The 24,100-nt window shown below is 64.2% G+C and carries 25 protein-coding genes; 6 read left to right on the forward strand and 19 right to left on the reverse strand.

The window, feature by feature from the left end; all coding sequences use genetic code 11:
- The first annotated feature begins 19 nt into the window (after window positions 1-19).
- Window positions 20-931, forward strand: a complete 912-nt coding sequence (locus E0W60_RS03630; protein ID WP_133095731.1) for a LysR substrate-binding domain-containing protein — start codon at window positions 20-22, stop codon at window positions 929-931.
- A gap of 90 nt (window positions 932-1,021) precedes the next feature.
- On the opposite strand, the gene E0W60_RS38295 is transcribed toward E0W60_RS03630, so the two are convergent.
- Both E0W60_RS38295 and E0W60_RS03645 read right to left on the reverse strand, forming a co-directional pair.
- Window positions 1,022-1,579, reverse strand: coding sequence for a hypothetical protein (locus E0W60_RS38295; protein WP_431189866.1), 558 nt, complete (start codon window positions 1,577-1,579; stop codon window positions 1,022-1,024).
- A 124-nt stretch (window positions 1,580-1,703) separates the two neighbouring features.
- Entirely contained in the window at window positions 1,704-2,345 is a 642-nt protein-coding gene (locus tag E0W60_RS03645) for a TetR/AcrR family transcriptional regulator (RefSeq protein WP_240745825.1), read from the reverse strand.
- 128 nt (window positions 2,346-2,473) lie between these two features.
- Between E0W60_RS03645 and E0W60_RS03650 the strand changes: the two genes are divergently transcribed.
- Window positions 2,474-3,337 carry an NmrA family NAD(P)-binding protein gene (locus tag E0W60_RS03650; RefSeq protein WP_135703057.1) on the forward strand — a complete coding sequence of 288 codons (864 nt, stop codon included), beginning with the start codon at window positions 2,474-2,476 and terminating at the stop codon, window positions 3,335-3,337.
- Window positions 3,338-3,927: 590 nt separating this feature from the next.
- On the opposite strand, the gene E0W60_RS03655 is transcribed toward E0W60_RS03650, so the two are convergent.
- On the reverse strand, window positions 3,928-4,959 hold the full coding sequence (locus tag E0W60_RS03655; RefSeq protein WP_240745826.1) for a hypothetical protein: 1,032 nt from the start codon (window positions 4,957-4,959) through the stop codon (window positions 3,928-3,930).
- Window positions 4,960-5,117: 158 nt separating this feature from the next.
- Window positions 5,118-6,131, reverse strand: a complete 1,014-nt coding sequence (locus tag E0W60_RS03660) for a carbon-nitrogen hydrolase family protein (RefSeq protein WP_135703058.1) — start codon at window positions 6,129-6,131, stop codon at window positions 5,118-5,120.
- 350 nt (window positions 6,132-6,481) lie between these two features.
- On the opposite strand from E0W60_RS03660, the gene E0W60_RS03665 reads away from it, so the two are divergent.
- Window positions 6,482-7,441 (forward strand): GlxA family transcriptional regulator, encoded by a 960-nt coding sequence (locus E0W60_RS03665; RefSeq protein ID WP_133095736.1) that lies wholly within the window; start codon window positions 6,482-6,484, stop codon window positions 7,439-7,441.
- 211 nt (window positions 7,442-7,652) lie between these two features.
- On the opposite strand, the gene E0W60_RS03670 is transcribed toward E0W60_RS03665, so the two are convergent.
- The 7 genes from E0W60_RS03670 to E0W60_RS03700 all read right to left on the reverse strand — a co-directional run bounded on the left by E0W60_RS03670 (window position 7,653) and on the right by E0W60_RS03700 (window position 15,549).
- Entirely contained in the window at window positions 7,653-9,110 is a 1,458-nt protein-coding gene (locus E0W60_RS03670; protein ID WP_135703059.1) for an AdeC/AdeK/OprM family multidrug efflux complex outer membrane factor, read from the reverse strand.
- On the reverse strand, window positions 9,107-12,259 hold the full coding sequence (locus E0W60_RS03675) for an efflux RND transporter permease subunit (RefSeq protein ID WP_135703060.1): 3,153 nt from the start codon (window positions 12,257-12,259) through the stop codon (window positions 9,107-9,109). Before E0W60_RS03675 ends, E0W60_RS03670 begins: the two co-directional genes overlap by 4 nt.
- A gap of 27 nt (window positions 12,260-12,286) precedes the next feature.
- Window positions 12,287-13,447, reverse strand: coding sequence for an efflux RND transporter periplasmic adaptor subunit (locus E0W60_RS03680; RefSeq protein ID WP_135703061.1), 1,161 nt, complete (start codon window positions 13,445-13,447; stop codon window positions 12,287-12,289).
- A gap of 186 nt (window positions 13,448-13,633) precedes the next feature.
- On the reverse strand, window positions 13,634-13,927 hold the full coding sequence (locus tag E0W60_RS03685; RefSeq protein ID WP_135703062.1) for a DsbA family protein: 294 nt from the start codon (window positions 13,925-13,927) through the stop codon (window positions 13,634-13,636).
- Window positions 13,928-14,027: 100 nt separating this feature from the next.
- On the reverse strand, window positions 14,028-14,519 hold the full coding sequence (locus E0W60_RS03690) for a YkgB family protein (protein WP_135703063.1): 492 nt from the start codon (window positions 14,517-14,519) through the stop codon (window positions 14,028-14,030).
- 207 nt (window positions 14,520-14,726) lie between these two features.
- Window positions 14,727-15,032, reverse strand: a complete 306-nt coding sequence (locus E0W60_RS03695) for a carboxymuconolactone decarboxylase family protein (RefSeq protein WP_133095741.1) — start codon at window positions 15,030-15,032, stop codon at window positions 14,727-14,729.
- Window positions 15,033-15,195: 163 nt separating this feature from the next.
- A complete protein-coding gene (locus E0W60_RS03700) occupies window positions 15,196-15,549 on the reverse strand; it encodes a PaaI family thioesterase (protein ID WP_240745827.1) in 354 nt (117 codons plus the stop codon).
- Window positions 15,550-15,553: 4 nt separating this feature from the next.
- Here E0W60_RS03700 and E0W60_RS03705 point away from each other — a divergent pair, with 4 nt between their 5' ends.
- Window positions 15,554-15,979, forward strand: a complete 426-nt coding sequence (locus E0W60_RS03705) for a MarR family winged helix-turn-helix transcriptional regulator (RefSeq protein ID WP_167884536.1) — start codon at window positions 15,554-15,556, stop codon at window positions 15,977-15,979.
- Window positions 15,980-16,106: 127 nt separating this feature from the next.
- Here E0W60_RS03705 and E0W60_RS03710 read toward each other — a convergent pair whose 3' ends face one another.
- Window positions 16,107-16,508 (reverse strand): cupin domain-containing protein, encoded by a 402-nt coding sequence (locus E0W60_RS03710; RefSeq protein WP_133095743.1) that lies wholly within the window; start codon window positions 16,506-16,508, stop codon window positions 16,107-16,109.
- A 387-nt stretch (window positions 16,509-16,895) separates the two neighbouring features.
- Window positions 16,896-17,939: a phosphate ABC transporter substrate-binding protein PstS gene (gene pstS / locus E0W60_RS03715; RefSeq protein ID WP_135703065.1), complete on the reverse strand. Its 1,044-nt coding sequence runs from the start codon at window positions 17,937-17,939 to the stop codon at window positions 16,896-16,898.
- Window positions 17,940-18,008: 69 nt separating this feature from the next.
- On the opposite strand from pstS, the gene E0W60_RS03720 reads away from it, so the two are divergent.
- Window positions 18,009-18,239 (forward strand): hypothetical protein, encoded by a 231-nt coding sequence (locus E0W60_RS03720; RefSeq protein WP_133095744.1) that lies wholly within the window; start codon window positions 18,009-18,011, stop codon window positions 18,237-18,239.
- 27 nt (window positions 18,240-18,266) lie between these two features.
- Here the strand turns inward: E0W60_RS03720 and E0W60_RS03725 are convergent, their stop codons facing one another.
- Window positions 18,267-19,052: an SDR family oxidoreductase gene (locus E0W60_RS03725; protein WP_135703066.1), complete on the reverse strand. Its 786-nt coding sequence runs from the start codon at window positions 19,050-19,052 to the stop codon at window positions 18,267-18,269.
- A 99-nt stretch (window positions 19,053-19,151) separates the two neighbouring features.
- On the opposite strand from E0W60_RS03725, the gene E0W60_RS03730 reads away from it, so the two are divergent.
- Window positions 19,152-20,063, forward strand: a complete 912-nt coding sequence (locus E0W60_RS03730; RefSeq protein ID WP_205751627.1) for an AraC family transcriptional regulator — start codon at window positions 19,152-19,154, stop codon at window positions 20,061-20,063.
- A 31-nt stretch (window positions 20,064-20,094) separates the two neighbouring features.
- Here E0W60_RS03730 and E0W60_RS03735 read toward each other — a convergent pair whose 3' ends face one another.
- Genes E0W60_RS03735 through dmpG form a run of 5 tightly spaced genes read right to left on the reverse strand, consistent with a single transcriptional unit; the run spans window position 20,095 to window position 24,097 of the window.
- Window positions 20,095-20,679 (reverse strand): NADPH-dependent FMN reductase, encoded by a 585-nt coding sequence (locus tag E0W60_RS03735; protein WP_135703068.1) that lies wholly within the window; start codon window positions 20,677-20,679, stop codon window positions 20,095-20,097.
- Window positions 20,680-20,706: 27 nt separating this feature from the next.
- Entirely contained in the window at window positions 20,707-21,228 is a 522-nt protein-coding gene (locus E0W60_RS03740; protein WP_240745828.1) for a DUF4863 family protein, read from the reverse strand.
- Window positions 21,225-22,247, reverse strand: a complete 1,023-nt coding sequence (locus E0W60_RS03745; RefSeq protein ID WP_133095748.1) for an amidohydrolase family protein — start codon at window positions 22,245-22,247, stop codon at window positions 21,225-21,227. Before E0W60_RS03745 ends, E0W60_RS03740 begins: the two co-directional genes overlap by 4 nt.
- A 6-nt stretch (window positions 22,248-22,253) precedes the next feature.
- Window positions 22,254-23,060, reverse strand: a complete 807-nt coding sequence (locus E0W60_RS03750; protein WP_135703069.1) for a 2-keto-4-pentenoate hydratase — start codon at window positions 23,058-23,060, stop codon at window positions 22,254-22,256.
- Window positions 23,057-24,097: a 4-hydroxy-2-oxovalerate aldolase gene (gene dmpG / locus E0W60_RS03755; RefSeq protein WP_135703070.1), complete on the reverse strand. Its 1,041-nt coding sequence runs from the start codon at window positions 24,095-24,097 to the stop codon at window positions 23,057-23,059. The genes E0W60_RS03750 and dmpG overlap by 4 nt, the downstream gene beginning before the upstream one ends.
- Between the last annotated feature and the right edge of the window lie 3 nt (window positions 24,098-24,100).

A 24,100-nucleotide genomic window follows, 5' to 3' on the forward strand; every position in this document is an offset into this window, starting at 1 on the left:
GCCGGCGAATCCCCATGCCATGCTCGATCTGAAGGACGTCTATTACTTCGTGCAGGTGGTCGACCGCGGCGGATTCACCGCGGCCGGCGAGGCGCTCCGGCTTCCGAAGTCCACGCTGAGCCACCGCGTCAAGGAACTGGAAGCCTCGCTGGGCGTGCGGCTCATCAACCGGACCTCGCGCCAGTTCGCGATGACGGAAGTGGGCCAGGAGTTCTACCAGTACGCCATGGCGCTGATGCGCAGTGCCGAGCTTGCCGAAGAAGCCATGCGCCAGCGGCTGGCGGAGCCGAGTGGCGTGATCCGCGTGACGGTGGCTGTGGACATCGCCCAGTTCGCGCTGCGCCACGTGCTTCCGACCTTCCTCTCCGACCACCCCAAGGTGAGAATCGACGAAACCGCCACGGACAGGATCGTGGACATCGTCGGCGAGGGCTTCGACCTGGCGATCCGCGGTCATGTCGGCCAGCTGCAGGACTCCAACCTGGTCCAGCATCCGCTGGCCAGGACGCCGTGGTATCTCTTCGCCGGGCCCGACTATCTCGAACGGACGTCGGTGCCGACGCAGCCCGAGGAACTGGCGTCTCACTCTATCATCGCCATGGCGGGCAAGGGCGCGTCGCAATGGCAATTGCAGGGGCCGGACAAGCGCGTGGCCACCGTGCCGTTTGAACCGAGGTTCCTGAGCAACAGCCTGATCTCGCTGAAAGAAGCGGCGTGCGCGAACGTCGGCATCACCGCGCTGCCGGTGTACGCCTGCCAGGCCGAGCTGAAGGCGGGCGGGCTGCGGCAGATACTGCCGGAATGGATCGCCGCGGACGCCCGTATCACCGCCCTCATTCCCTATCGCACGGGCCTGCTGCCGGCGGTCCGCACACTGGTGGACTATCTCGCCGTGGTGCTGCCGGAGGTGACGGCGTTCGACCGGCACTGAGCCCGCCCGGAACGCAGCAACGCCGCAACGCCGAACGCCGGAACGCTAGCCGGCGGCGCGCTCCGACTTCTTCGCCAGCTCCAGGCACGCTCAAACCGCTCGAACAGGAAATCGATGAAGACGCGCAGCTTCGCGGGCTGGTGGCGGCGGCATTGGTATGCCACGTTTATCGTCAGCCTGGGAAGCTGCCGGTCCGCCAGCACCGCCACCGGCCGGCCGGCCACGATGTCTTCGTAGATGATGTGCCTCACCCACGCCGCGTGCCGCGAGACTATCGCGCCGCGGTGATTCGCGCTCGAATTCGCGGATCACCAGGTTGCCAAGGATGGCATCCCTTCCCGCTTCGATCAGGCGATCGACGTCACTCTCGGGCAGGCGAAGCCTCGTCGGCAGCTCGTTCAGACTTGCAGCACGCTCCTTGTCGAGGGACTCAAACGAGATCCGCGTGACCAAGAATTCCACTTCGTTGCAACGCCAGCCTGGGCGGCGTGCGGCGATCTCCTGCAGCCGGGAATTCGGCATCCCGCACCGATACGCCACGAGGTCGTCGCGCCACTGCTGCATCATTTGATGGATGGGCGATCCGGCCAGCATGCCGTCCGGCGCCACGATAGTGGTCAGGTATTCGAGCCGTTCAACTGCTCGCACGTCGGCTGTGCATCGGACTGCGGACATCGACCATCTAGCGCGTTCAAAGCCTCGTTGCGCTCCTGTGATGACGGAGCCAGAACGACAATCGCGAGGTCAAGCGGCACCACCCGATAAACGAGCGTTAGTCCAGAGCCGCCCGAGTTTCACGAAGAATCTCTTCTGACAGTTCAGGATCATCCACCGCCCGAGCCAGAATGAGCGCGCCGACGATGCTTGAAAGGGTATGAATCGCATCGCGACGAGCATTCTTCTTTTTTGTCTTTGCACCAGGCTCAGTGAAGCCTTTGAGCATACCCTCGACATGCTGTGTGAAGGCCGGTTGAGCCGCAGGTTCACGCGCAATCTCGCCAGCCAATCCTGCCATCATGCATCCGTTGCCTCTGTCGTCGCGGTGTTGCTCGGTGAGATATCCGTCAACGTATTGAGCCCGCTGCTCACCGCGAGCCCCGCGTTCTCTCATGGACGCGAGCGCTTTGGCCGATGTGTCTTCGATACTCTTCGCGATCAGATCCTCTTTTGACTCGAAGTGATTGTAGAAGGCGCCATGTGTAAGGCCGGTCGCCTTCATGATCTCGCTGAGGCTGACTCCGGAAAATCCGTGTTCGCGAAACAAAATGGATGCCTGTTCCAGGATCCGGGCATGCTTCTCTGCCGTCTCTTCTGGCGGGTAACGCATTGCGTCCTCCGAAAACTGCGAAAAAATTAGTTGACGGCAAACAGTATAACCATCATGCTTGGCAAACGGAAGCATGATGGTCATCATGTTTGACGGGTCGCATTTCAAGCGACCCCGGGCACGTGCGCGCCCCCTAACATGATGATCATACTGCTTAGTCTTGCGGACACGGCGCACAAGCTTTGGCCGCGCTTCCTTAGTCTCCGGAGATCCATATGAAGAAGTTTCTCGTTACAGGTTCCACTGGCGTTACAGGCACTCCTACCGTTCGCCTCCTGCTCGAAAACGGCCACAAGGTGATGGCTTTCGTTCGTCGTGAAGACGTCCGTTCCGAGGCGATGAAGGAACTGGGCGCGGAAATCGTGACCGGCGATATGCTGAAGATCGAAGATGTCCGTCGTGCGATGAAGGGTGTTGATGGAGTCTACTTCTGCTATCCACTGACACAAGGCGCGGTAGAAGCTACGGCGATCCTCGCCCAGGCTGCAACCGAGCACAGTGTGAAGCAGATCGTGTACATGTCGCACCGACAGTCGCGCCCGCACGCGCGCAGCCCGGCAACGATGAGTCACTGGCTTTCCGAGCAGATCCTCGACCGCTCGGGCATTCCGACAGCACATCTTCGCGTCAATTTCTTCGCCGAATGGATCTTGTACACAGCCGCTGAGATTCGCGCCGGCCGCTATCTGACGCCGTTCGATCCGGAGAGCCGCTTCGTGCCCATCGCCGCTGTCGATATCGCACGAGTGGTTGGAAAGATTCTTGAGAATCCCGAGGCGTTCGGTAGGACGATCATTCCGGTCACAGGCTCGGTCGAAGTCAGCCACATCGAACTCACGGGCATTCTCGCGAGGACGCTCGGAAAGGAGATTCGCTTCGAGCAGGTGTCGCCGGACGAGTTCGTAAAGGCCATTGGCCTGGACGGCGATCCTTCCTTTGCTGCCCATTTCAAGGCGGTCAAGGTCGATCAGCAGGAGCAATTGCTTGCCGGTGTCGACAAGAGCGCGGCGGAGATCGTCGGTCAGCCGCTGACGACGCCCGAACAGTTCATCGAAGAGCATCGCCATCTCTTGGCGTAAATGTCACCGCCGAGTCGCTAGTTGCCCCTGGCGCATGCGCACCCCTGGGCGGGTGCGCCGACGTCGGAGACCGGCCACTCAGAGTCGTTCGGCAGAACCGCTTTCTGACTCGAATGCGCCTCCGGGAAGCCATCTCCCATCGCCATTCACGAAAGTAGGAGATTGGCTGACATCGCTGTGAGCTTCCCTGACCTACTACTGAAGCACCATGACACAACGAAGTTCGGAGACAGCAATGAGAAAGCTAGCCTTCCTTGCCGCCCTTTCGTTAGCCGTTGCAGCTTGGGCGCAGGGCGGTCGCTACGGTTCCCCTCCAACACCCGGGACTGACACTGGCCGGCGCGCGGAGCCGTCTGTGCAGGCAGCCAGCGGTGTCTCTGGCGAGCGCGCAAAAACGAACGGCAAGGCTGACCGCGATATGGGGCGTGCCGCCGGCCAGGGCGCGTCCGCGGCAGCAACGCCTGGCCACCCCGCGTCGTCGCCCAGGAGTCGGCCTTGATGCCCTGTTGGCGGCACTCGAGCTGGCCTCGTTGCGCCGAAATGCAGTGCGCTGGATATCCTTGACTACAAGGGCGCAAGGGCACAAAGGCTCAAGGGGGGCCGTCGAAGGCATCAAAGCGTATATCGGGCGCGTCGGTATTATGCCGCGACGGCACCACCCTCCCGAAACGCACGGAACGCGCCTGTAGCGCGGTAGTTTCGGCCACGGAGGTGTGGTGCGCGCGGCCGGCGGCATCACGCCACTCGACACGGCTTATATCGGCGTTGTCGTCGGCAACATACATCGAGCGCAGCATTGCGAAGCCTGACATGTCAGCCGCCGCGGACTTGTTGGAGGATCGATAGCTCGGCTCGAATGTCACATCGAGCGCGGTGCGCTCGCGGCTCACTTCGATCAATCGCACGCTGGCCTCGCCGCCTGCGATGAAGCGCAGTCGAATGGTTCGCCCCTTGGGGTCGATATCGATATCGGCGATCTCCACAACGGGTCTGCCAGCCTCCGTTATCGGGCCAATCAGAAACGATGAGCCGTATGAATTGCTGCTAGCGGGTGCTGCCGGCAATGGCTTGGCCCGCCAGTACCCGTCGGGGGGGTACAACACCAGCACTTGCGTCTCGCGCAATTTTCCAGCGTGCGAGTGCTTTACATAAAACTGCAGCAGATGGAACTCCTGATACACGCTGCCCCACACCGCCACTGGCACAGACCGTGTCCGCCAGAACGTCTCGTAGGTATTGCCTTCGATGGCGAGATCAGGCCCGTCGTAGATTCGCACCTTACGTGGCTCGAAGCGACGGCCCGGATCCGCGCGGGGCGAATTTTCGCCGAAGTCGCAGTTGGAGAAGTCCGGCGGCGGATAACGGAGCTCGCGAACCTTGCCGAGATATGGCGGATGTAGCGCCTCTACGCGGAAACGCTGGATTGCCGGCGAACTCAGTACGAACGAGACGTTGTCCTCCTCGGTGCATTGGGTCGGCGCGGTGAAGTTCCGCACCTCGATGGTCACGGGTGCGGCGCTTGCTGATCGGGGAGCGCCAGGAACCAGCGAATAGACAGCCGCGATTACGGCGGCAAAAAGATTGGCTTGCCATGACCTGGGGAATCCGTCGGATTTTGACATGTAAGCATCGTAGGCGTTGGCGCAGGCTGCAATGAGACTATCGCGCCGTGGTCATTGGCGCTCGAATTCGCGGATCACCGCGTATCTCCATGGCGCACGACCTCCGGATGACGCATGAGCAGCTTCGGAGAACGCGGCGTATTCGAGTGGATACCTCTCTATGCGGTCAGTGTAGGACTGGGTGCTACTGTGGCGTGCAGGTCTCCCGGCTCTTGATGGACGGGCGATCCGGCATGCGCGGCGCGCTCGTGCAGGTGGGCGGTATCCGTGCGGTCGATCATGAGACTAAGCAACTCTGGTCTGTTGTAGTGTCCCGCCGAGTCCATCAATACCTTGCGCCGGTCGATCAAAGAGAAATCAAGATCGGCGACGACCTCACCCTCACCCGAGCGGATAGGTTCGCCCAACAGCATGCCGTCCGGCGCCACGATAGTGGTCAGGCAACCGCCGGAAATCGGCTCGATGTCGCACCCCGTATCCCTAATGATTTGCGCCTGCTGGTCAGGGTCCAGCCACGCTGTTGCGTTCACGACGAAGCAGCCGGACTCAAGCGCATGCTGCCGGATATTGATTTCCATCCTTTTGGCAAACCCTTCGCCGAAGGCTGACCCCGGATACATGGCCGAATGGATCTGCTCGCCGTCGGCGATCATCGCGTAGCGCGCGAGCGGATTGTTGTGCTCAAAGCATGCGAGCTGGCCGATTCGTCCGACCTTGCTGTCGACCGCGCGAAGGCCCGATCCGTCGCCCTGCCCCCAGATCATGCGTTCGAAATAGGTGGGCGTGATCTTGCGGCGGCGCTGGATCAGGGTCCCGTCCGCGTCGAAGAGCAACTGCGTGTTGTAGATGGTGCCTCCGTCACGCTCATTTACACCAATGGACACCACCATGCCGGCTTTGCGGGCCGCCTCGGCGATCGCGTGGGTGGCCGGGGACGGCACCGTCACGGACTGCTCGAGCAACCTGAGATGCTCATTTCCGGCAAGAAGCTGAAGGCCCGTCTGGACCGCTGAAAAATACGGGTAGTACGGCACCACGGTTTCCGGAAACGTGGCGAACTGCACCCCCTTCTCACCAAGCTCCCGGATCTTCCGCACGACTTTATCCACGGTTGCCTCACGGCTGTAAAGCACGGGGCTGATCTGGACTGCTGCTGCTTTGATGACTGTCATTTGAAAAATTTCCTTTGAATGGGACGCGGCATCGTAGTGCCGCATCGAAGTTGGATAGGTGTATCCAGTGCCGAGCGTCGATGTGGCTGCCTCCGGCTCACGGTGGGTCCGTCTCAGAACCCGCTGGGTCCGGGCAGGCGACCAAGGACTTGTTCGACTCGGCGCGACAAGGCAAGCAGCTCACGGCCAGCTGCCGCATCGAGCTCGAGCCCGAGTGGAAGGCCTTCAGAGTTCAGTGCCATCGGGATGCTGATACCCGGCGGTCCGAAGCAATTGGATGGCTTTGACAGATACAGGATAGGGGCCTAGGCTTTAGCTCAAATGACCAACTTCCCTCCTTTTAGGCCAACATGAAACGCGTCGGACTCGTGGTGTTCCCCGGCTTCCAGATCCTCGACATCGTGCCGGTCTCCGTGTTCGAGCTGGCTAACGCTGCTGCACCCAGGGCGGCTTATGACATCCATGTCGTCTCCGAATCTGGCGGTGCGGTGAAGAGCTCGATGGGCACGGCCGTCCAGACCGTTGCGCTGGATCCGAACATCTATGACACAATCATCATGGCCGGCGCGACCACGCCTCAGCCGTCATCGCCCAGGCTCCGAAAGCTGCTCGCGCGTGCTCTCGAGCCCACCCGGCGCATGGCCGGCATTTGCACCGGCGCCTTCGTCCTGGCCGAGGCCGGCATCCTGGAGGGCCGGCGGGTGACAACGCATTGGGCACATGCGCGTGAGCTTCAGCGGCGCTATCCGTCGATCCGGGTCGAAGAGGATCGGATCTTCATACGCGACGGCACCATCTGGACCTCGGCCGGCATGACCGCCTGCATCGACCTCGCGCTGGCGCTGGTGGAGGGCGACCTGGGCAGCGACGTGTCGAGAGCAGTCGCAAGACAGCTGGTCGTACACCATCGGCGCTCGGGTGGGCAGTCGCAGTTCTCGACACTGTCGGAGCTGGAATCCAGGTCCGATCGCATCCAGGCGGCACTGACCTACGCCAAGAACCACCTGCGCGAAGACCTGTCGGTGGAGCGGCTCGCCCATGCCGTCCACATGAGCCCACGCCACTTCAGCCGAGAGTTCCGCTTGAACACCGGTCAACCTCCTGCGCGCGCCGTCGAGCGGCTGCGCGCGGAAACGGCTCGCATTCTTGTCGAGGCGGATCGGCTCACCATCGAGCGCATCGCGAGTGAAACCGGCTTCTCCGATCCGGAGCGAATGAGGCGGGCGTTCCTGCGCGTCTTCGGCCAACCGCCTCAGGCGTTGAAGCGGGCGGCCCGCTCGCGGCTTGCAGCGGATTCGGCTCAGCTCTAGTGCTAGTGCTAGTGCTAGTGCGCTTTCGCGCCCTCAGGCACGGTGAACGCCAGTGTCACTATCTGTCCGGGGAACACGCTGCTTAAAGAATCTCGAACAGCACGTTGACGTTGCCGCGAAGGGAGCGCGAGTATGGGCAGGTCTGGTGAGCGGTTTCCACCAACTGCCTTTTCACAGAGCCCAAATGAGAACGCGCGGGAGATTCACAAATCTACAAATCCCCGCCAACCCTCGTATCGGTGCGCTTGCCGGTCTGGTCGTGCCAGCCGCCGCCCAGGGCCTTGTACAGGTTGACTTCACTGGAGAGTTGTTCGAGCCGGGCTTCGATCAGCAATTGTTGCGCGTTGTAAAGCGAGCGCTGCGCGTCCAGCACGGCAAGGTAACTGTCGACACCCGTGCGGTAGCGCCGGTCGGCCAGGCCATAGGCGTCCTGGGCAGCTTCCACGAAGCGGACCTGGGCCTGGAGCTGGCTGGTGTAGGTGCCCCGCGCCGCCAGCCCGTCGGCCACCTCGCGGAAGGCGGTCTGCACCGTTCGCTCGTACTGGGCGACGTTGACGTCCTTCTGGATGGTGGCGTAGTCCAGACTGGCCCGCAGGCTGCCGGCGGTAAACAGCGGCAGATTGATGCGCGGCTGGAACAACCACGTGCCGGAGCCGGCCCCGAACAGGCCGGAAAGCTGGCTGCTGGCGGTGCCCGCCGATGCGGTCAGGCTGATGCTGGGGAAGAACGCCGCCCGCGCGGCGCCGATATCGGCGTTGGCGGAGCGCAGCCGGTGCTCGGCCGCGAGCACGTCCGGACGGTTTTGCAGCAGGTCTGAGGGCAGCCCGGCCGGCACATCGGCGAACAGCTTCTGCTCCAGCGGCAGGCCTTCCGGCAGGTCCGCTGGCAGGTTCGTGCCGAGCAGCAGCACCAGCGCATTCTCATCCTGGGCAACCAGCCGGGTGTAACGCGCAAGGCTCGCACGGGCGGTTTCCACGGCGGTCTGCGCCTGGCGCAGGTCCAGCCGGGAAGCGATCCCTTCCTCGTAACTGCGCCGGGTCAGGCCATAGCTGCGCTCATAGTTGGCCAGGGTTTCCCGGGTCAGCCGCAGCAGGGTTTCATCGGCGCGCTGGGTCAGGTAGGCGCTGGCAACGCCCGCCACCAGCGAGATCTGCGCACTGCGGCGTACCTCTTCGCTGGCGAAATACTGTTCGAGCGCGGCTTCGCTGAGGCTGCGCAGGCGGCCGAACAGGTCGATCTCCCACGCCGTGGTGCCCAGCGACACGCCGTACTGGCTGCTGATCAGGCGCTGTCCGGTGGCGGACAGGTCGGCGGGAATGCGCTGGCGCGTGCCCTGTGCGGCCGCGCCGATGGCGGGAAACAGGTCGGCGCGCTGGATGCGGTACTGTGCCCCGAACGCCTCCACGTTAAGGACGGCCACGCGCAGGTCACGGTTGTTCTCCAGCGCCAGTTCGATGAGACGGCGCAGGCGCGCATCGGCGAAGAATTCGCGCCAGCCCAGCTCGACCGCGGGCACCTGGCCGGCTTCGGCGGCGGCATCGGCGGGCAGGTAGGCCGGGCCCTGCGGGTACGCTGCCGCCACCGGCGAGGCCGGGCGCTCATACGTGGGAATCAGGCTGCAGCCGGCCAGCATGGCCATGGCGGCAGCGCAAGACAAGGTCTTCTTCATTCGAGCGCGCCTTTTTCCACGGAGGCGCCATGCGGCTGCGGCCTGCGCTTGCGTCCGAACATGGAGGTGACAGCAACAAAGAACAGCGGCACCCAGAAGATCGCCAGCACCGTGGCAGTGATCATGCCGCCGATCACGCCGGTGCCGATGGCGTGCTGGCTGCCGGCACCGGCCCCGGTCGACACGGCCAGCGGGAACACGCCGAGCATGAAGGCCAGCGAAGTCATCACGATGGGGCGCAGGCGCAAGCGGCACGCCTCCACGGCGGCCTCGACCAGCCCCTTGCCCTGCTCGTACTCGCTCTTGGCGAATTCCACGATCAGGATGGCGTTCTTGGCTGAAAGGCCGATGGTGGTCAGCAGGCCCACCTGGAAGAAAACGTCATTCGACAAGCCGCGCCCCAGCGTGGCAAGCAGTGCGCCGATCACGCCGAGCGGCACCACCAGCATCACCGAGAACGGGATCGACCAGCTTTCGTACAGCGCAGCCAGGCACAGGAACACCACCAGCAGCGAGAGCGCATAGAGCGCCGGAGCCTGCGAGCCCGACAGCCGTTCCTCGTAGGACAGGCCAGTCCAGGCATAACCCACGCCTGGCGGCATCTGCTTCATGATCTCCTCGATCGCGCTCATGGCCTCGCCGGAACTGCGCCCCGGCGCAGGCTCGCCGAGCACTTCCACCGCGGCCACGCCGTTGTAGCGCTGCAGCTTGGGCGAGCCATAGCCCCACTTGCCGTCGGCAAAGGCTGAGAACGGCACCATTTCGCCCTTGTCATTGCGTACAAACCATTTGTCGATATCGTTCGGGTTCATGCGGGAATCCGGGCGGCCCTGCACGTAGACGCGCTTGACCCGGCCGCGGTCGATAAAATCGTTGACGTAGCTGGAACCCCAGGCGATCGACACCGTGCTGTTGATGTCAGCCAGCGAAACGCCGAACGCGCGCGCCTTCTCGTCGTCGATCACCAACTGGTACTGCGGCTGGTCATTCAGGCCATTGGGACGCACGCGCTGCAGCACCGGGCTTTGCGCGGCCAGCGCCAGGAACTTGTCACGCGCGTTCATCAGCGCCACGTGGCCAATGCCGGCCTGGTCCTGCAGGTAGAGGTCAAAACCGGTGGCATTGCCCAGCTCCTGCACCGCGGGCGGGGCGAACGCGAACGACATCGAATCGCGAAAACTCATGAACTTGCGCTGTGCGCGCGCGGCCAGGTCGAATACGCTGGTGCTGTCCCCGCTGCGCTGCGCCCATGGCTTGAGCAGAATGAATGCCAGGCCCGAGTTCTGGCCGCGGCCGGCAAAGTTGAAGCCGTTGACGGTAAACAGCGATGCCACCACGCCGCCCTCTTCCTTGAGCAGGTACTCGCGCATCTGGTCGAGCACCTTCTGCGTGCGCTCGGCGGTGGCGCCGGCAGGCGTCTGCACCTGGGCGTACAGCACGCCCTGGTCTTCTTCGGGCAGGAATGAAGTGGGGATGCGCGTGAACAGGAAGCCCATCACCACCAGGATGGCCACGTAGATCAGCAGGAACGGCAGGCGGCGCTTCAGGATGCCCGACACGCTGCGTTCGTAGCGCTGGGTGGTCGCGCTGAACCTGCGGTTGAACCAGCCAAAGAAGCCGCCCTTGTTCTCGCCATGATCGCCCTTTTCGATGGGCTGGAGCATGGTGGCGCACAGGGCCGGCGTCAGGATCAGCGCGACCAGCACCGACAGCACCATGGACGAGACAATGGTGATGGAGAACTGCCGGTAGATCACGCCGGTCGAACCGCCGAAGAACGCCATCGGCAGGAACACCGCCGAGAGCACCATGGCAATGCCCACCAGCGCGCCCTGGATCTGGCCCATCGAGCGCCGCGCGGCCTCCCTGGGCGGCAGGCCTTCCTCGGCCATCACGCGTTCGACGTTCTCGACCACGACGATGGCGTCATCCACCAGCAGCCCGATGGCCAGCACCATGCCGAACATGGTCAGCGTGTTGATGGTGTAGCCGAACGCCGCCAGCACGCCAAAGGTGCCCAGCAGCACCACCGGCACGGCGATGGTGGGAATCAGCGTGGCGCGCACGTTCTGCAGGAACAGGTACATCACCAGGAACACCAGCACGATGGCTTCCATCAGCGTCTTCACCACTTCCTGGATGGAGCCTGCGATTACCGGCGAGGTGTCATACGGAAAGACCACCTTCATCCCGGGCGGGAAGAACGGCTCCAGGCCATCCAGCGTCGTGCGGATGGCGCGCACGGTTTCCAGCGCGTTGGCCCCCGCGGCCAGCCGCACGGCAATGCCCGAGGCCGCCTGGCCGTTGTATTGGGCGTTGATGTTGTAGTCCTGCCCGCCCAGGCCCACCTCGGCCACGTCCTTCAGGCGTACCTGGGAGCCGTCCGGATTGACCTTGAGCAGGATGTTGCCGAACTGCTCGCTGGTCTGCAGCCGGGTCTTGCCGATCACGCTTGCGTTGAGCTGCTGGCCCCGCACCGCCGGCAGGCCGCCCAGCTGGCCCGAGGCCACCTGAACGTTCTGCGCCCTGATCGCGTTGCTCACGTCCAGCGGCGTGAGCTGGAAGCTATTGAGCCGGGCCGGGTCAATCCATACCCGCATGGCATACTGCGCGCCGAACACCTGGAAGTCGCCCACGCCGTAGGTGCGCGACAGCGGGTCCTGAAGGCTCGAGACAATGTAGTTCGACAGGTCTTCGCGCGTCACCTTGGGATCAGTGGAAATCAGGCCCACGATGACCAGGAAGTTGCGCACCGACTTGGTCACGCGGATGCCTTGCTGCTGCACTTCCTGCGGCAGCAGAGGCTGCGCCAGCGCCAGCTTGTTCTGCACCTGCACCTGGGCAATATCCGGATTGGTGCCCTGCTCGAAGGTCACCGTGATCGTCATGTTGCCGTCGGCGTTGCTTTCGGAGGAGATATAGCGCAGGCGGTCCAGGCCGTTGAGCTGTTGCTCGATCACCTGCACCACGGTGTCCTGCACCGTCTCGGCGGAGGCGCCGGGGTAGTTGACCGAGATGGCGATGGTGGGCGGCGCGATGGCCGGATACTGGCTGATGGGCAGCGCACGGATCGACAGCACGCCGGCCAGCATGATGACCAGCGCGATCACCCACGCAAAGATGGGCCGGTCGATAAAGAAGTTGGACATGGCTACTCCCTCGCCCGGGCGGTGCGCTCAGCGCTTGGCTGCGGATGGGGCCGATGGTGCGGATGCACCCGCCACCGGCGCACCCGCCCCGCTCCCGGCCTGGGCTACGCGCACTTTTGCCCCGGGCCGCACGAACTGCAGGCCCTCCACGATGACGCGGTCGCCGGCACCGAGGCCGTCGGACACCAGCCACTTGTCGCCAACGGCGCGCTCGGTGCGGATCTGGCGCAGTTCCACCTCGTCCCTGGCATTGACCACCAGCGCCGTCGCCTGGCCCTTGAGATCGCGCGTCACGCCCTGCTGCGGCACGAGCAGCGCATCGGTCTTGACGCCTTCACTCAGGCGGGCATGGACAAACATGCCCGGCAGCAGCTCATGGCGCGGGTTGGGAAACACCGCGCGCAGCGTCACCGAGCCGGTGCCCTGGTCCACGGCCACTTCAGAGAACTCCAGGCGGCCGGTTTCGGGATAGCGGGTACCGTCTTCGAGCACCAGGCTGACCTGGGCCGCGTTGGTGCCGGCACTCTGCAGCGCACCATTGGCCAGTTCGCGCCGCAGCCGCAGCAGCGACGAAGAGGCCTGGGTCACGTCGACGTAGATCGGGTCGAGCTGCTGCACCACTGACAGCGCGGTAGCCTGGCCGTTGGTCACCAACGCACCCTCGGTCACATTCGAGCGTCCGATGCGGCCGGAGATCGGCGCCAGCACCCTGGTATAGCGCAGGTTGATTTCTGCGCGGTCCACCGCTGCCTGCGCCTGCAGCCAGGCAGCCCTGGCCTCGTCATACTGCTGCTTGCTGACCGCCTCGTCACCGACCAGGCGCCCGTAGCGCTCCGCCAGCAGGCGGGCGGATTCCAGCGTCGCCCTCGCGCTCTTGTAGGTGGCCTCGTAGGTAGATGCGTCGATCTGGTAGAGCTGCTGGCCCTGCGTGACGTCGCTGCCTTCCTTGAACAGGCGGCGCAAGATGATGCCATCCACTTGCGGCCTGACCTCGGCAATGCGGAACGCCGTGGTGCGCCCCGGCAGCTGGGTATCCAGCGTCAGTTGCTCGGTCTTGAGCGTGACCACGCTCACTTGCGGTGGCGGCGGGCCCGCGGCCTCCTTCTTGTTGCCGCATCCGGCAAGCATTGATATGGCGATGGCCAGTGTGACCGGAACCCGGGCGCTGCAGCCGCGTGATCGTTGCATTGCGATGTCCCGCTAGGAATGAAGCCGAGTCTGTCGCTGGCGAACCGGTTAGCCGGCGAAGAGTTCCAGGTGACGCAAACGCCATGCCCGCAATTGGTCCAGCGGCAGCGTCGGTTGCTGGCGTAGCCAACGAAGTCTAGCGCGACTCGAAGAATTGGTTCGGCCGATTATCGGCCGCTCGTATTTTCAATCACTTACGCGGTGGCCTGACAGATGATGGGCCTGGTCGTAACGGGACCGATCCCGCAAACGGCCAAGCCCTTTGAACTGGGACATTTGTGAGAGCCCCTTACCGCAGAAATCCTCCGGCAACGGGGGCGCAGCAGGCGGCCGGAGCATCAAGGCACGCGCGGTGAGCTCAACTGGCATGACCTGTGCCAGACGCTGAACGCGTAGTGTCGTCAAATAGCAGAAGGGGCAAAGAAAATCGGTCCAGATATCGATTTTCAACGGACGCTGGCCCTTGGAAATGGCATTCATGATGTTCCCTTTGTCGTGGGCGACGTTAAGCGCGATAGAACCGGAGCTCACGGAGAATTGCTCGCTTCAGTCACGGAACATGTGCGTGGCATGTATTACGTCAGGATTGCTCCGCCTGCCAACGTGCCAGCGCCGTGCGCAGCAGGGAAGCCGACGCTGCCAGCAGCACGAGGTCCTTCAGCAGGAACTGGCCGATCGGCGCGGAGATCGCCGGAAACCCGCCGGCAGTCGGCTCGGCAACGCCGGGGGTGGTGACAAAGAACGTCAGCGTGATGGCGTACGTCGCGCATGACATGGCTGCACCCAGTACCGCCACCCTGTGATGGAATGCGCCGACGGCCAGTGTCACCGCGGTGGACAGTTCCATCACGCCAATGACAGCGCTGGCGCCACGTACACCGAATGCGTCGATAAGCCAGGCCATGAAGGGGCTATTCGCGATGAACGGCGCAATGCCCTGCGCTTCATAGCCGGTGAACTTCATCCCGCCGAACCAGAGAAAGACGACAACCAGCGACCAGCGCAGCAACGCCTCGTGGTTGTTGGTGGCTTCGCTGGTGCGCGTTGTGGCGACGGATGTGATGGGTTGCATATTTACTCCTCAACGGATAGGTGGTGTGGTGGAGGAGCACGCCCCGGTGGCGCAGACCTCCTTTCCTGTCATTGCGAGGACGCGCATGCGCGCGTTCCGGCGGCCGGCTCCAGCTGTGCCGGAGCCTGCGATTCAAAAAAACCTTTGTCCCAGGGACGTATCAGGCGCGTCCCTTACGTGGATTCAGTCGTGGGTTTAGTCGTGGGTTCAGTCGCGGAACAGGTGCGTGGCATGCGTGACTGCACCGCCCGCCCGGATTGCAGCGGCCACGAGCGCGGCTTCCGCAAGTTGCGCATTGGTAGCGCCGGCATCGTGGGCGGCCTTGGTATGCAGGGCGATGCAATACGGGCACTGCGTCGTCAGCGCCACGGCCACCGCAATAATCTGTTTCTGCTGCACCGAAAGCGCGCCATCTGCAAAAGCTGCATGGTCAAATGCACGGAAGCTCTTCATCGCTTCAGGAGCGTTTTCGTCCAGCTTCTTCAAACGGGCAAGATCCTTCATATCGAACATCGAAAACTCCATCAAGGTTGGGATTGGAGTAGGTATGATAGGAAGGGCAAGGTTCCACTTGGTCTTAGTTTGGTTTCAATTCGTCCAATGATGGCATCCGCCCCTTCCGCACATCGTGTGCTCGAACATTTCCTTGCCACGCTCGGCATTGGCCTCACGCACATCACACGGGGCAACATCCGCGATGGGTTGAGGCGTGCGTTTCGAAGCATGCGAGACGGCAAGCCTCCACTACTGCCTGGACGGGCGATAGCACGAGCAGCGTAGATGTGCCATGTGACAGGACGCGTCCGTCCATTGCCAGCACGCGAGCTTCCGCAGTGATGATTTGACGGCACTGGCTGGCAACGCGGCCTTCGGCGCGGACCCTGCCCGTGTCAGGCTTGATCGGTCTGGAGAAACTGCCCTTTGTCTCGACAGTGGTGTAACCAACGCCGGCGGGAAGAAGGGAGTTGGCCGCACAGCCAGTGGCGCTGTCAATGAGCGTCAGGGGCCATCCGCCGTGCACCGAGCCCATTGGATTGAGCAGCCGTGACGACGGCTCGCCTTCGAACGCGGCGAATCCGTCGCGCTTGCTGGCGCTTAGAATCACAGCGGCGTTGGATGAGGCGCTGGCGCCGTCTGGCCTGACCAGTACTCAATTTGGATTGATGTGCCTGATTGCGTCGGCAACAGACGACACGCTGGCCGCATTGGCGCAACGGGCCGGGTTGAATCAATCGACCATGTCAAGGAACGCGGATCAACTTGTCGGCACGGGGATGGTGGAAGTTGTCATGGCGGAAGCCGGTCGCCGCCGCCGCGCGGTTTGGCTGACAGAGGCGTGCGCCTTGACATTGCAACAGGCTCTCGCGCTGTGGCAGCCAGCGCACCGCGCGTTGCTTCGGAAGCTGGGTTTAGAGGCGCACAACATCGTGGGCGCCGTCGCAGCAAGGCTGGAGGAGTAGCGTCGAGCCCTGCCTCGCCTCGGCGGCCTGGCACAGGCTTAGCTGACGCCCAGAGTCACCGCTGACTCATTGGTGCGCCTGGTCCACGACGGACGCGCATGATACCGGCTGCCACGTTGCGCCCGGCCTATTTGGCCGGTGCCACCAGCGGTGCGCCCTTCTTCACGATGTAGGTCGCCAGTTCCGATGCCGTGCCGCTGCCGACATTGCGCGCCGAGTGGGGCGTACCGGCGGGAATGAACAGGGATTCACCGGTCTTGAGCGTGACAGGCGGATTGTTGCCGAGCTGGTACTCCAGCGTCCCCTGCAGCACGTACGCAATCTCCTCGCCTGGATGGGAATGCATTGGCGCGAACGCGCCGGGATCGAGGTCAACGCGGACCTGTACCCCCTCGCGACCCGGCACGCTGAGATCGTGCTGAACGAGATCGGTGCGATGGACGCCTGCCATCTGAGCTTGCGCCGTCTGCAGCAACAAGCCGCTGCCGACGAAGAGCATGGCCGCAGCCATCATTCGGGTCGATTTCATCTGCTGACTCCTGTGTCCTGATTGACATTAACGATGAGATTGCATTTCGCCCAGGGGATGGGCGACGACGTGCAGGCAACGTGCGGTCCTGGCAGCAAGCCATGTGGTCCGGGAACCCCCAATGCAAACCCGCACCAATCCCCTGCACATGGCACATTGAAAGATGGCCATGTATCTGGCCTGTGTCTGCGCACGTTTGCCAATGTATCTTCATGTAATCAGGACTCGGATGGATACCTCCGCACACAAAGCCAAGCCACGACGTCGTGCCGCGGCTCCGTACTTTCAAGCACCGTCCCATCAAGGACGACCTGGGTTGACCTGGGGACGCTGTCCCCGTCGCCTGGCCTGGGGTGACCGCGACTGGCTCCGTGCGAGGCGTTCCCATCATCGGAACGCCTCCTTCCAGTACGCTTCAACATGCCTGACCACGCCGGCCGGAAGCGCGACATAATGCTCGGCCGCGGCGTCTGCCTGCCCCTCCGACAGCGCCCACCGGAAGAACGCGATTGCGTCGTTGGTCTCGGCAGCGTTGCCGTTCGCCTTGGAAATCAGGACGAATACGACCCCGGTGATAGGCCAGGCCTGAGGGCCCGAAGCATCTGTCAGCACCTGATAGAAATCCGCCTTCGGATTCCACTCTGCCGCGGTCACCGCCGCGCTGAAGGTTTCGCGCGATGGCTGCACATAGATGCCGTCCCGGTTCTTGACGGCGGCATAGGCGAGCTTGCGCTGCAATGCGTAGGTCAGCTCGACATAGCCAATGGAGCCCTTCACATTGCGAATGTAGGTTGCAACGCCATCGTTGCCATTTGCCCCGACGCCGACGGGCCATTTCACCGTCGTTCCGGCGCCCACGCGTTCTCCCCATTGCGGGCTGACCTTGGTGAGGTAATCCGTCCAGTTGAAGGTGGTCCCCGAACTGTCGTTGCGATGGACGACCACGATCTTCAGGTCCGGCAGCGCCAGGCCAGGGTTTTCCGCGGCAATCGCCCGGTCATTCCAGTTGACGATCCTTCCCTGGTAGATATCCGTCAGCAACGCGCCGGTCATGCGCAGCTGCCCCGGGCCAACACCATCCAGGTTGAGCACCGGGACAACGCCACCGACCACGATCGGAAACTGCACCAGGCCCGCCGCGCGCAGATCCTCGGGCTTGAGCGACATGTCGGTGGCGCCGAAGGTCACCCGGGCAGCGCGAATCTGGCGAATCCCGTTTCCCGAGCCCGTGGGTTGATAGTTAACCTGATGGCCGGTTCGGGCGTAGTACGTTGCCGCCCATTTGGACATCAAGGGATAAACAAAGGTGGAACCCGCGCCGGTGATATCGCCGGCGCGTGCCAGTAAAACGGTGCCGAGCAGGAGCAACAGAATCGCAACTTGGCGGATCGCTGGCAGAATCCGCAATCCGCAATCTGGCGCTGGCTTCATGATTGTTCTCCCGCTTCTTCGCCCACGTTTCTGTGCTTGCGCAATTCAGGCTAGCAGATGGCGAGAGACATGACGACAGTAGTCGTGACACCCTGCGGGAAAAAAAAGCGACTCACTCCATGGACCGTTGCCCGCCAGACGGTGGCAAGCAGTCCATTTATCTCTGCCCCAAAATTGTTTGTGACTGTCATGTTTCTGACATCAGTTGCCAGTGCGCCGACGCATCGACATTGGATCTGCGCAATGGCAGATGAAATCGCCAATGGCGGGCATTTCGCGGCATGGGAGCGATATGGTTGAACACGTAGCGGATGAACGGCAATGGCGTCAGTCGAAACGTGATACCGCGGTAGGCTCGCCCGCCGGCAATATGTCGCCATGGACCAGGGCGACAGCGTCGGCTCCGGCCGGGAAGCGCAGCTGCCCGGACCGGTCATTTGCCGCCCGCCACACGGCTTCGGCCACATCGGATGCTTTGGTCGCCCTGGCAGGCTGCGCGAATCCGGCCAGCACGGACATCGCATACGCGCCGTACGCTTCGGGGATCATGCCGGCCATGCGCGGCCCTGCGTTTTCCGTGAAGCGGGTGTCCGGGCAATAGCCGGGCTCGACCAGCTTGGCGCGGATGCCGAACTCGCCAAGTTCATGGGCCAGCGAAGCGGTGAAACCTTCGATGGCGGTTTTGCTCGCGGTATAAGCGGCCACGAGCGGCATCGGCGCCAGCGTCGCGCTCGAGGTCACGTTGACGATCACGCCGGCACGGCGCTCCCGGAAACGCGGCAGCATGGCCTGCGTCAGGGCCATCACACCGAAGGTATTGGTTTCGAATACCTCGCGCACCGTCGTCATCGGCGTCGCCTCGAAGGCGCCGAACAGGCCCACGCCGGCATTGTTGACGAGCACGTCGATGGGCCCGCACACGGCCAGCGCGGCGTCGATGCTTTCGGCACGGGTCACGTCAAGCGCCAGCAGGCGCAGGCGCTCCGACCGGGGCAACAGGTCTTCACGCGGCGAGCGCATGGTTGCGATGACGTGCCAACCCTGGGACAGGAAATGGTGCGCGGTGGCAAGGCCGTAGCCGGACGAGCAGCCGGTGATCAGGACGGTCTTCATGGTGTTGCTCCTTGTTCGATTGCGATGGCATAACGATAGGGAAGCCTGGCCGGACCATCTATAATCAGACGTCCATATAACTTTCGCATTCGTCCAGACATCATGGATCCGCTGTCTGAAGTGATCGCACTGCTCCGGCCGCGTACGGTGTTTTCCAAGGGCATCAGCGGTGCGGGCCGGTGGAGCGTGCGCTACACGGCGTTCGGCCACCCCAGCTTCTGCGCCGTGCTGGAGGGCGGTTGCGTGCTCGGCGTCGACGGCCAGCAACCCGTCACGCTGCAGGCCGGCGATTTCGTGCTGCTGCCTGCGACGCCCGGCTTCACCATGTCAGGCGCCGAGCCGGCGACGCCGGTGCTGATCGACCCGACGGCGCTCCCGGAGCCCACGGAGGACATGCGCCACGGCACGCCTGACGGGCCACCGGACTTGCGCATGCTGGGCGGCTACTTCCTGTTCGACTCGCCCGATGCCGCGTTGCTGGTGTCGCTGCTGCCCGGCATGGTCCATATCCGCGACGCAGAGCACCTGTCGGTGCTGGTGCGACTCGTCGGCAGGGAAGCGTCGGCGCAACGCCCGGGGCACAGCCTGGTGCTGACGCGCCTGGTGGAGATCCTCCTGGTCGAGGCGTTGCGCTGCGCGCCCGGTGACGCCGCGCCGGCCGGCCTGCTCCGCGGGCTCGCCGACGAACGGCTCGCGGTGGCGCTGAACCACATGCACGCTGACCCCGCGTACACATGGACGGTGGCGGAACTGGCCGCGAAGGCAGCGCTCTCCCGCTCGGGATTCTTTGAGCGGTTCACGCGGGCGGTCGGCCTGCCGCCCATGGAATACCTGGTTGCCTGGCGCATGGCGCTGGCAAAGGACATGCTGCGCAGGCAAGACGTTGCGCTTGCGCAGGTCGCCGAACGGGTCGGCTATGGATCCGCCAGCGCCTTCAGCACGGCGTTCAGCCGACACGTCGGACAGTCGCCGAGCCAGTTCGCACGGCAATCCACGCAGGCGGCGGCCTGACGACTTTGGTGCGCCAGGGCCGCCGCGGTCGCTATCCCTTGTTCGACAGCCGCCCGGCGGTGCGGCTCAGCGCCACGCCAACCTGGATGACCGCCTTTTCCGCCCCCTTGTCCCGGAGGCCGGTCTCGCCTTCGAAGGCCTCGTGCGCCGTGCCCAGCGCGAATGCGTCGGGAATGACCACTACGCCCAGCTTGTCGAGCACGGTGCGCAGCGCCAGCTGCGAGCGCAGGCCGCCCAGCGGCCCCGGCGACGCCGAAAGCAGCGCGGCGGCCTTGCCGGCCAGCAGCGCGACGCCGGAGGTGCCGTCCTCCTGGGGCCGGCTGACCCAGTCCAAGGCGTTCTTCAGCATTGCCGTGTAGCCGCCGTTGTACTCCGGCGTGGCAATCAGCAACGCATCGTGGCCGGCGAATTCGCGCTGCAGGCGGCGCGCTTCGGCCGGCACGCCCTGCTCCGCCTCGTCATCGCCGTCGTAGAGCGGCAGCGCATAGTCCGCCAGCCGGATGGATGTCACCACCGCGCCCGCGTCGCGCGCGCCATACGCCGCGATGTCGAGCAGCTTCTGGTTAAGCGAGCCGCGACGCGAACTTCCGCTTACTGCAAGGATCCTGATACTCACTCGAATGCTCCGGAGCAAAGGTTGAAGTCATGCGGCGGGCGCCGCGCGGTACTCGATCTCGCCGCCAGGCAGGAAATACATCATCAGCGCCTTGCCCGTGACCGTCGGGAAGTGCTCGCTCATCGGCGGGAACACGCGCCAGCCCGCGCCATGCCCGCAGAACTGCGCGCCCGGTTCAAGCGGGACGATCATGTTGATCTCGCCCCGGGTGTGGCAGTGGTACTGGCCCATAACGTCGCGCAACAGCCCGCTTTCCACGCTCATGCCGGCAGTTTCCGGCGAGGGCTCGGCGATCCTGCCGCGCCGGTAGGTGGCACCCTCGATCTCGACATAGCCCGCCCAGCCCTCCTCCACGCCGAGCTGCAGCAGGCGGCACAGCTCCTGGTAAGGGCGAGTACCCGCGCCATATTCGCGGTTCAGATAGGCCTCGAGGTCCTGATCGAGCGGGCGCGAGCGAATCTCGTCGCACAGCTGACGCACCCATTGCAGCAACTCTTCCTTGTGCGGACCGTGCGGCAGCATCTGGCGCTCCTTCTCTGAATCCATCATTCGTCTCCGCTGCCGTCGGCAGGCAAGTTGAAGAACCTGGCGGCATTGCCGCCGAGGATAAGGCGCCTGGCCCGCTCGCCCAGGTGCGGGTGATTCTCCACCAGGGCCCCGATCTTCTGCTCGCCAAGCGGATAGGGATAGTCCGAGCCGAGCAGGACCCGTTCCTCGCCCATCACGTCCACAAGCAGGCGCAGCGCGCCTGCGTCGAATACCGCGCTGTCCACCGAGAACCGGTCCACGTACGACGACGGCAGGTTCGGACAGTCTTCGCGCACGATATCCCGATGCAGCCAGGCGTTGTCGACCCGCCCGAGCAGGAAGGCGAAGCTGCCGCCGCCATGCGCGAAGCACAGCTTGAGCGAGCGCGGGATACGCTCGAACGCGCCGGACAGGATAAGCGAGAGGATGCCCAGCTGGGTCTCGGCCGGCATGGCCACGAGCCAGGGCAGCATCCACCGCTTCATGCGCCCGTCGGTCATCATGTCCCACGGATGGACCAGCACGGGAATGCCTTCCTGCGCGCAATGGCAGAGAAAGCGGACCAGCGCTTCGTCATCGAGGTCCCGCGAACCGACGTGGTTGCCGATCTGCACGCCGCGATGCCCGGCCGCGACGGCACGCGAAGCTTCGCGGCAAGCGAGCTCGATATCCTGCAGCGGCACCTGCGCCAGGGCCATCAGCCGGTCCGGCGCCACCGAGCAGAGCTCCAGCGCCTTGTCGTTCATCCGTTGGGCCCACTGCAGCGCCGCCGGGGCGTCGTAGCGGTAGCCGAACATCACCGGCGTCGCGCACATCAGCTGCGCGTCGATGCCCTGTTCGTCCATCTGTTCAAGGCGCCGCACCGGGTCCCACAGGGGCCGGCTCACCGGCCGGAAGGGCCGCCCGTCCAGCATGATCATGCCGGACTCGCCATCCTCCGCCACGGCAAGCCACGGCACGCCGGGCTGGTCGGCGCGCTCCGCCTCTTCCCGCGAGATCGTGGGGAAGAAGTGGGCGTGCATGTCGATTCGCAATGTCATAGCTTGCTATGCCTCTTCCAGGTTCTGCGCTACCGTCTGCCCCACGGTCAGGCAGGTCGTGAACTCGACCTCGCCGACACCATTCACCACCGCCTGCACATGGCTGCCCGGCAGGAGCGGATGCGCGGCCGTGGCGGCGCCCGCCATAATCAGCGTGCCGGCCGGCAGGACCGTTTCCGACGCGCTCGCCAGCCGCGACGCTTCGACCACGGCCCGCAGCGGGTGCCCGAGGATGGCGCCGGTGGAGCCAATCTGCACATCACGCCCGTCCACGCGCAGGATCACGCCCGCATTGCGCAGGCCGTCGAAGTCCCTGGCCCAGTTGCCGACGACAAGGCCCGCGCTGGAGCAGTTGTCGGCGACCACGTCCGCGAGCGTGAAACGGAAGTCCTGGTAGCGCGAATCAATGATCTCCATCGCCGGCGCCACGGCTTCCAGGTAGTCTTTGGCCTCCAGCGCGGTCAGCGGCCGCTCGATGGCGCGCCGCGTGAGAAAGCACACTTCGGGCTCGACCCGCGGATGGATAAAGCGGCGCAGGTCGACGCGGCCGCCGTCGTCCTCCAGCATGGTGTCCGTCAGCCAGCCCCAGATCAGGCTGTCGACGCCCATCTGCACCATCTTGGCCCGGCTGGTGAACCCGAGCTTGATGCCGACGCGCCGTTCGCCCCGCTGCACCCGCCGCTCGATCGACGCACGCTGGATCCGATAGGCATCCGGCACCGGGAAGTCTTCGGTGGCGGTGAGCTGGTTGATGGCCCTGGCGTGCAACGCCGCGTCATCCAGCAGGCGCGCCGCAGCTTCGATATCGATCATGCTGCCCTCGCTTGTCGTTCGCCGCGCCGGACCAGGTCGAGCGCAACGTCAATGATCATGTCCTCCTGGCCGCCGACCATCCTCCTGCGGCCCAGTTCGACCAGCACGTCGAACGCCGACAGGCCGTACCGCTGCGCCGCGGCCTCCGCATGGCGCAGGAAACTCGAGTACACGCCGGCGTAGCCAAGCGCCAGCGTCTCCCGGTCGACGCGCACCGGCCGCTCCTGCAGCGGGCGGACGATATCGTCCGCCGCATCGATCAGCTTCTTCACATCGCAGCCGTGGTGCAGTCCCTGGCGGTCGATCGCGGCAATGAACACTTCGAGCGGCGCATTGCCGGCCCCGGCTCCCATGCCGGTCAGCGAGGCATCGATGCGATCGCAGCCTTCCTCGATGGCGACCATGGAATTGGCGACACCGAGCGCAAGGTTGTGGTGCGCATGCATGCCCGTCTGCGTAGCGGGATCGAGCACGTCCTTGAGCGCGCGGAAGCGCTCGGCAACGTCGCGCATGTTCAGCGCCCCGCCCGAGTCCACCACGTAGATGCACTGCGCGCCGTAGCTTTCCATCTTCTTCGCCTGCTGCGCGAGCAGTTGTGGCGTCGTCATGTGGCTCATCATCAGGAAGCCGACGGTGTCCATCCCCAGCGAGCGGGCGTATTCGATGTGCTGGCGCGAGATATCGGCCTCGGTGCAGTGCGTCGCCACCCGGACCACGCGGGCGCCCGCGTCATGCGCCTCGCGCAGGTCGTGCAGCGTGCCGATGCCCGGAATCAGCAGGGTCGCCACCTGCGCCCGCCTGACCACGGCTGCCACCGCGGCGACCCACTCGATATCGGTGTGCGCGCCGAACCCGTAGTTGAAGCTCGATCCGGCGAGCCCATCCCCGTGCGCGACCTCGATGCTGTCGACGCCGGCGTCGTCGAGTGCCTGCGCGATGGCAACGGCCTGCGGCAGCGTGTATTGATGGCGCACGGCATGCATGCCGTCGCGCAGCGTCACGTCCGAGACATAGATCTTCTTGCTCATGGCGGTCATCGT

This window comes from Cupriavidus oxalaticus, assembly GCF_004768545.1.
Lineage (GTDB): Bacteria > Pseudomonadota > Gammaproteobacteria > Burkholderiales > Burkholderiaceae > Cupriavidus > Cupriavidus oxalaticus_A.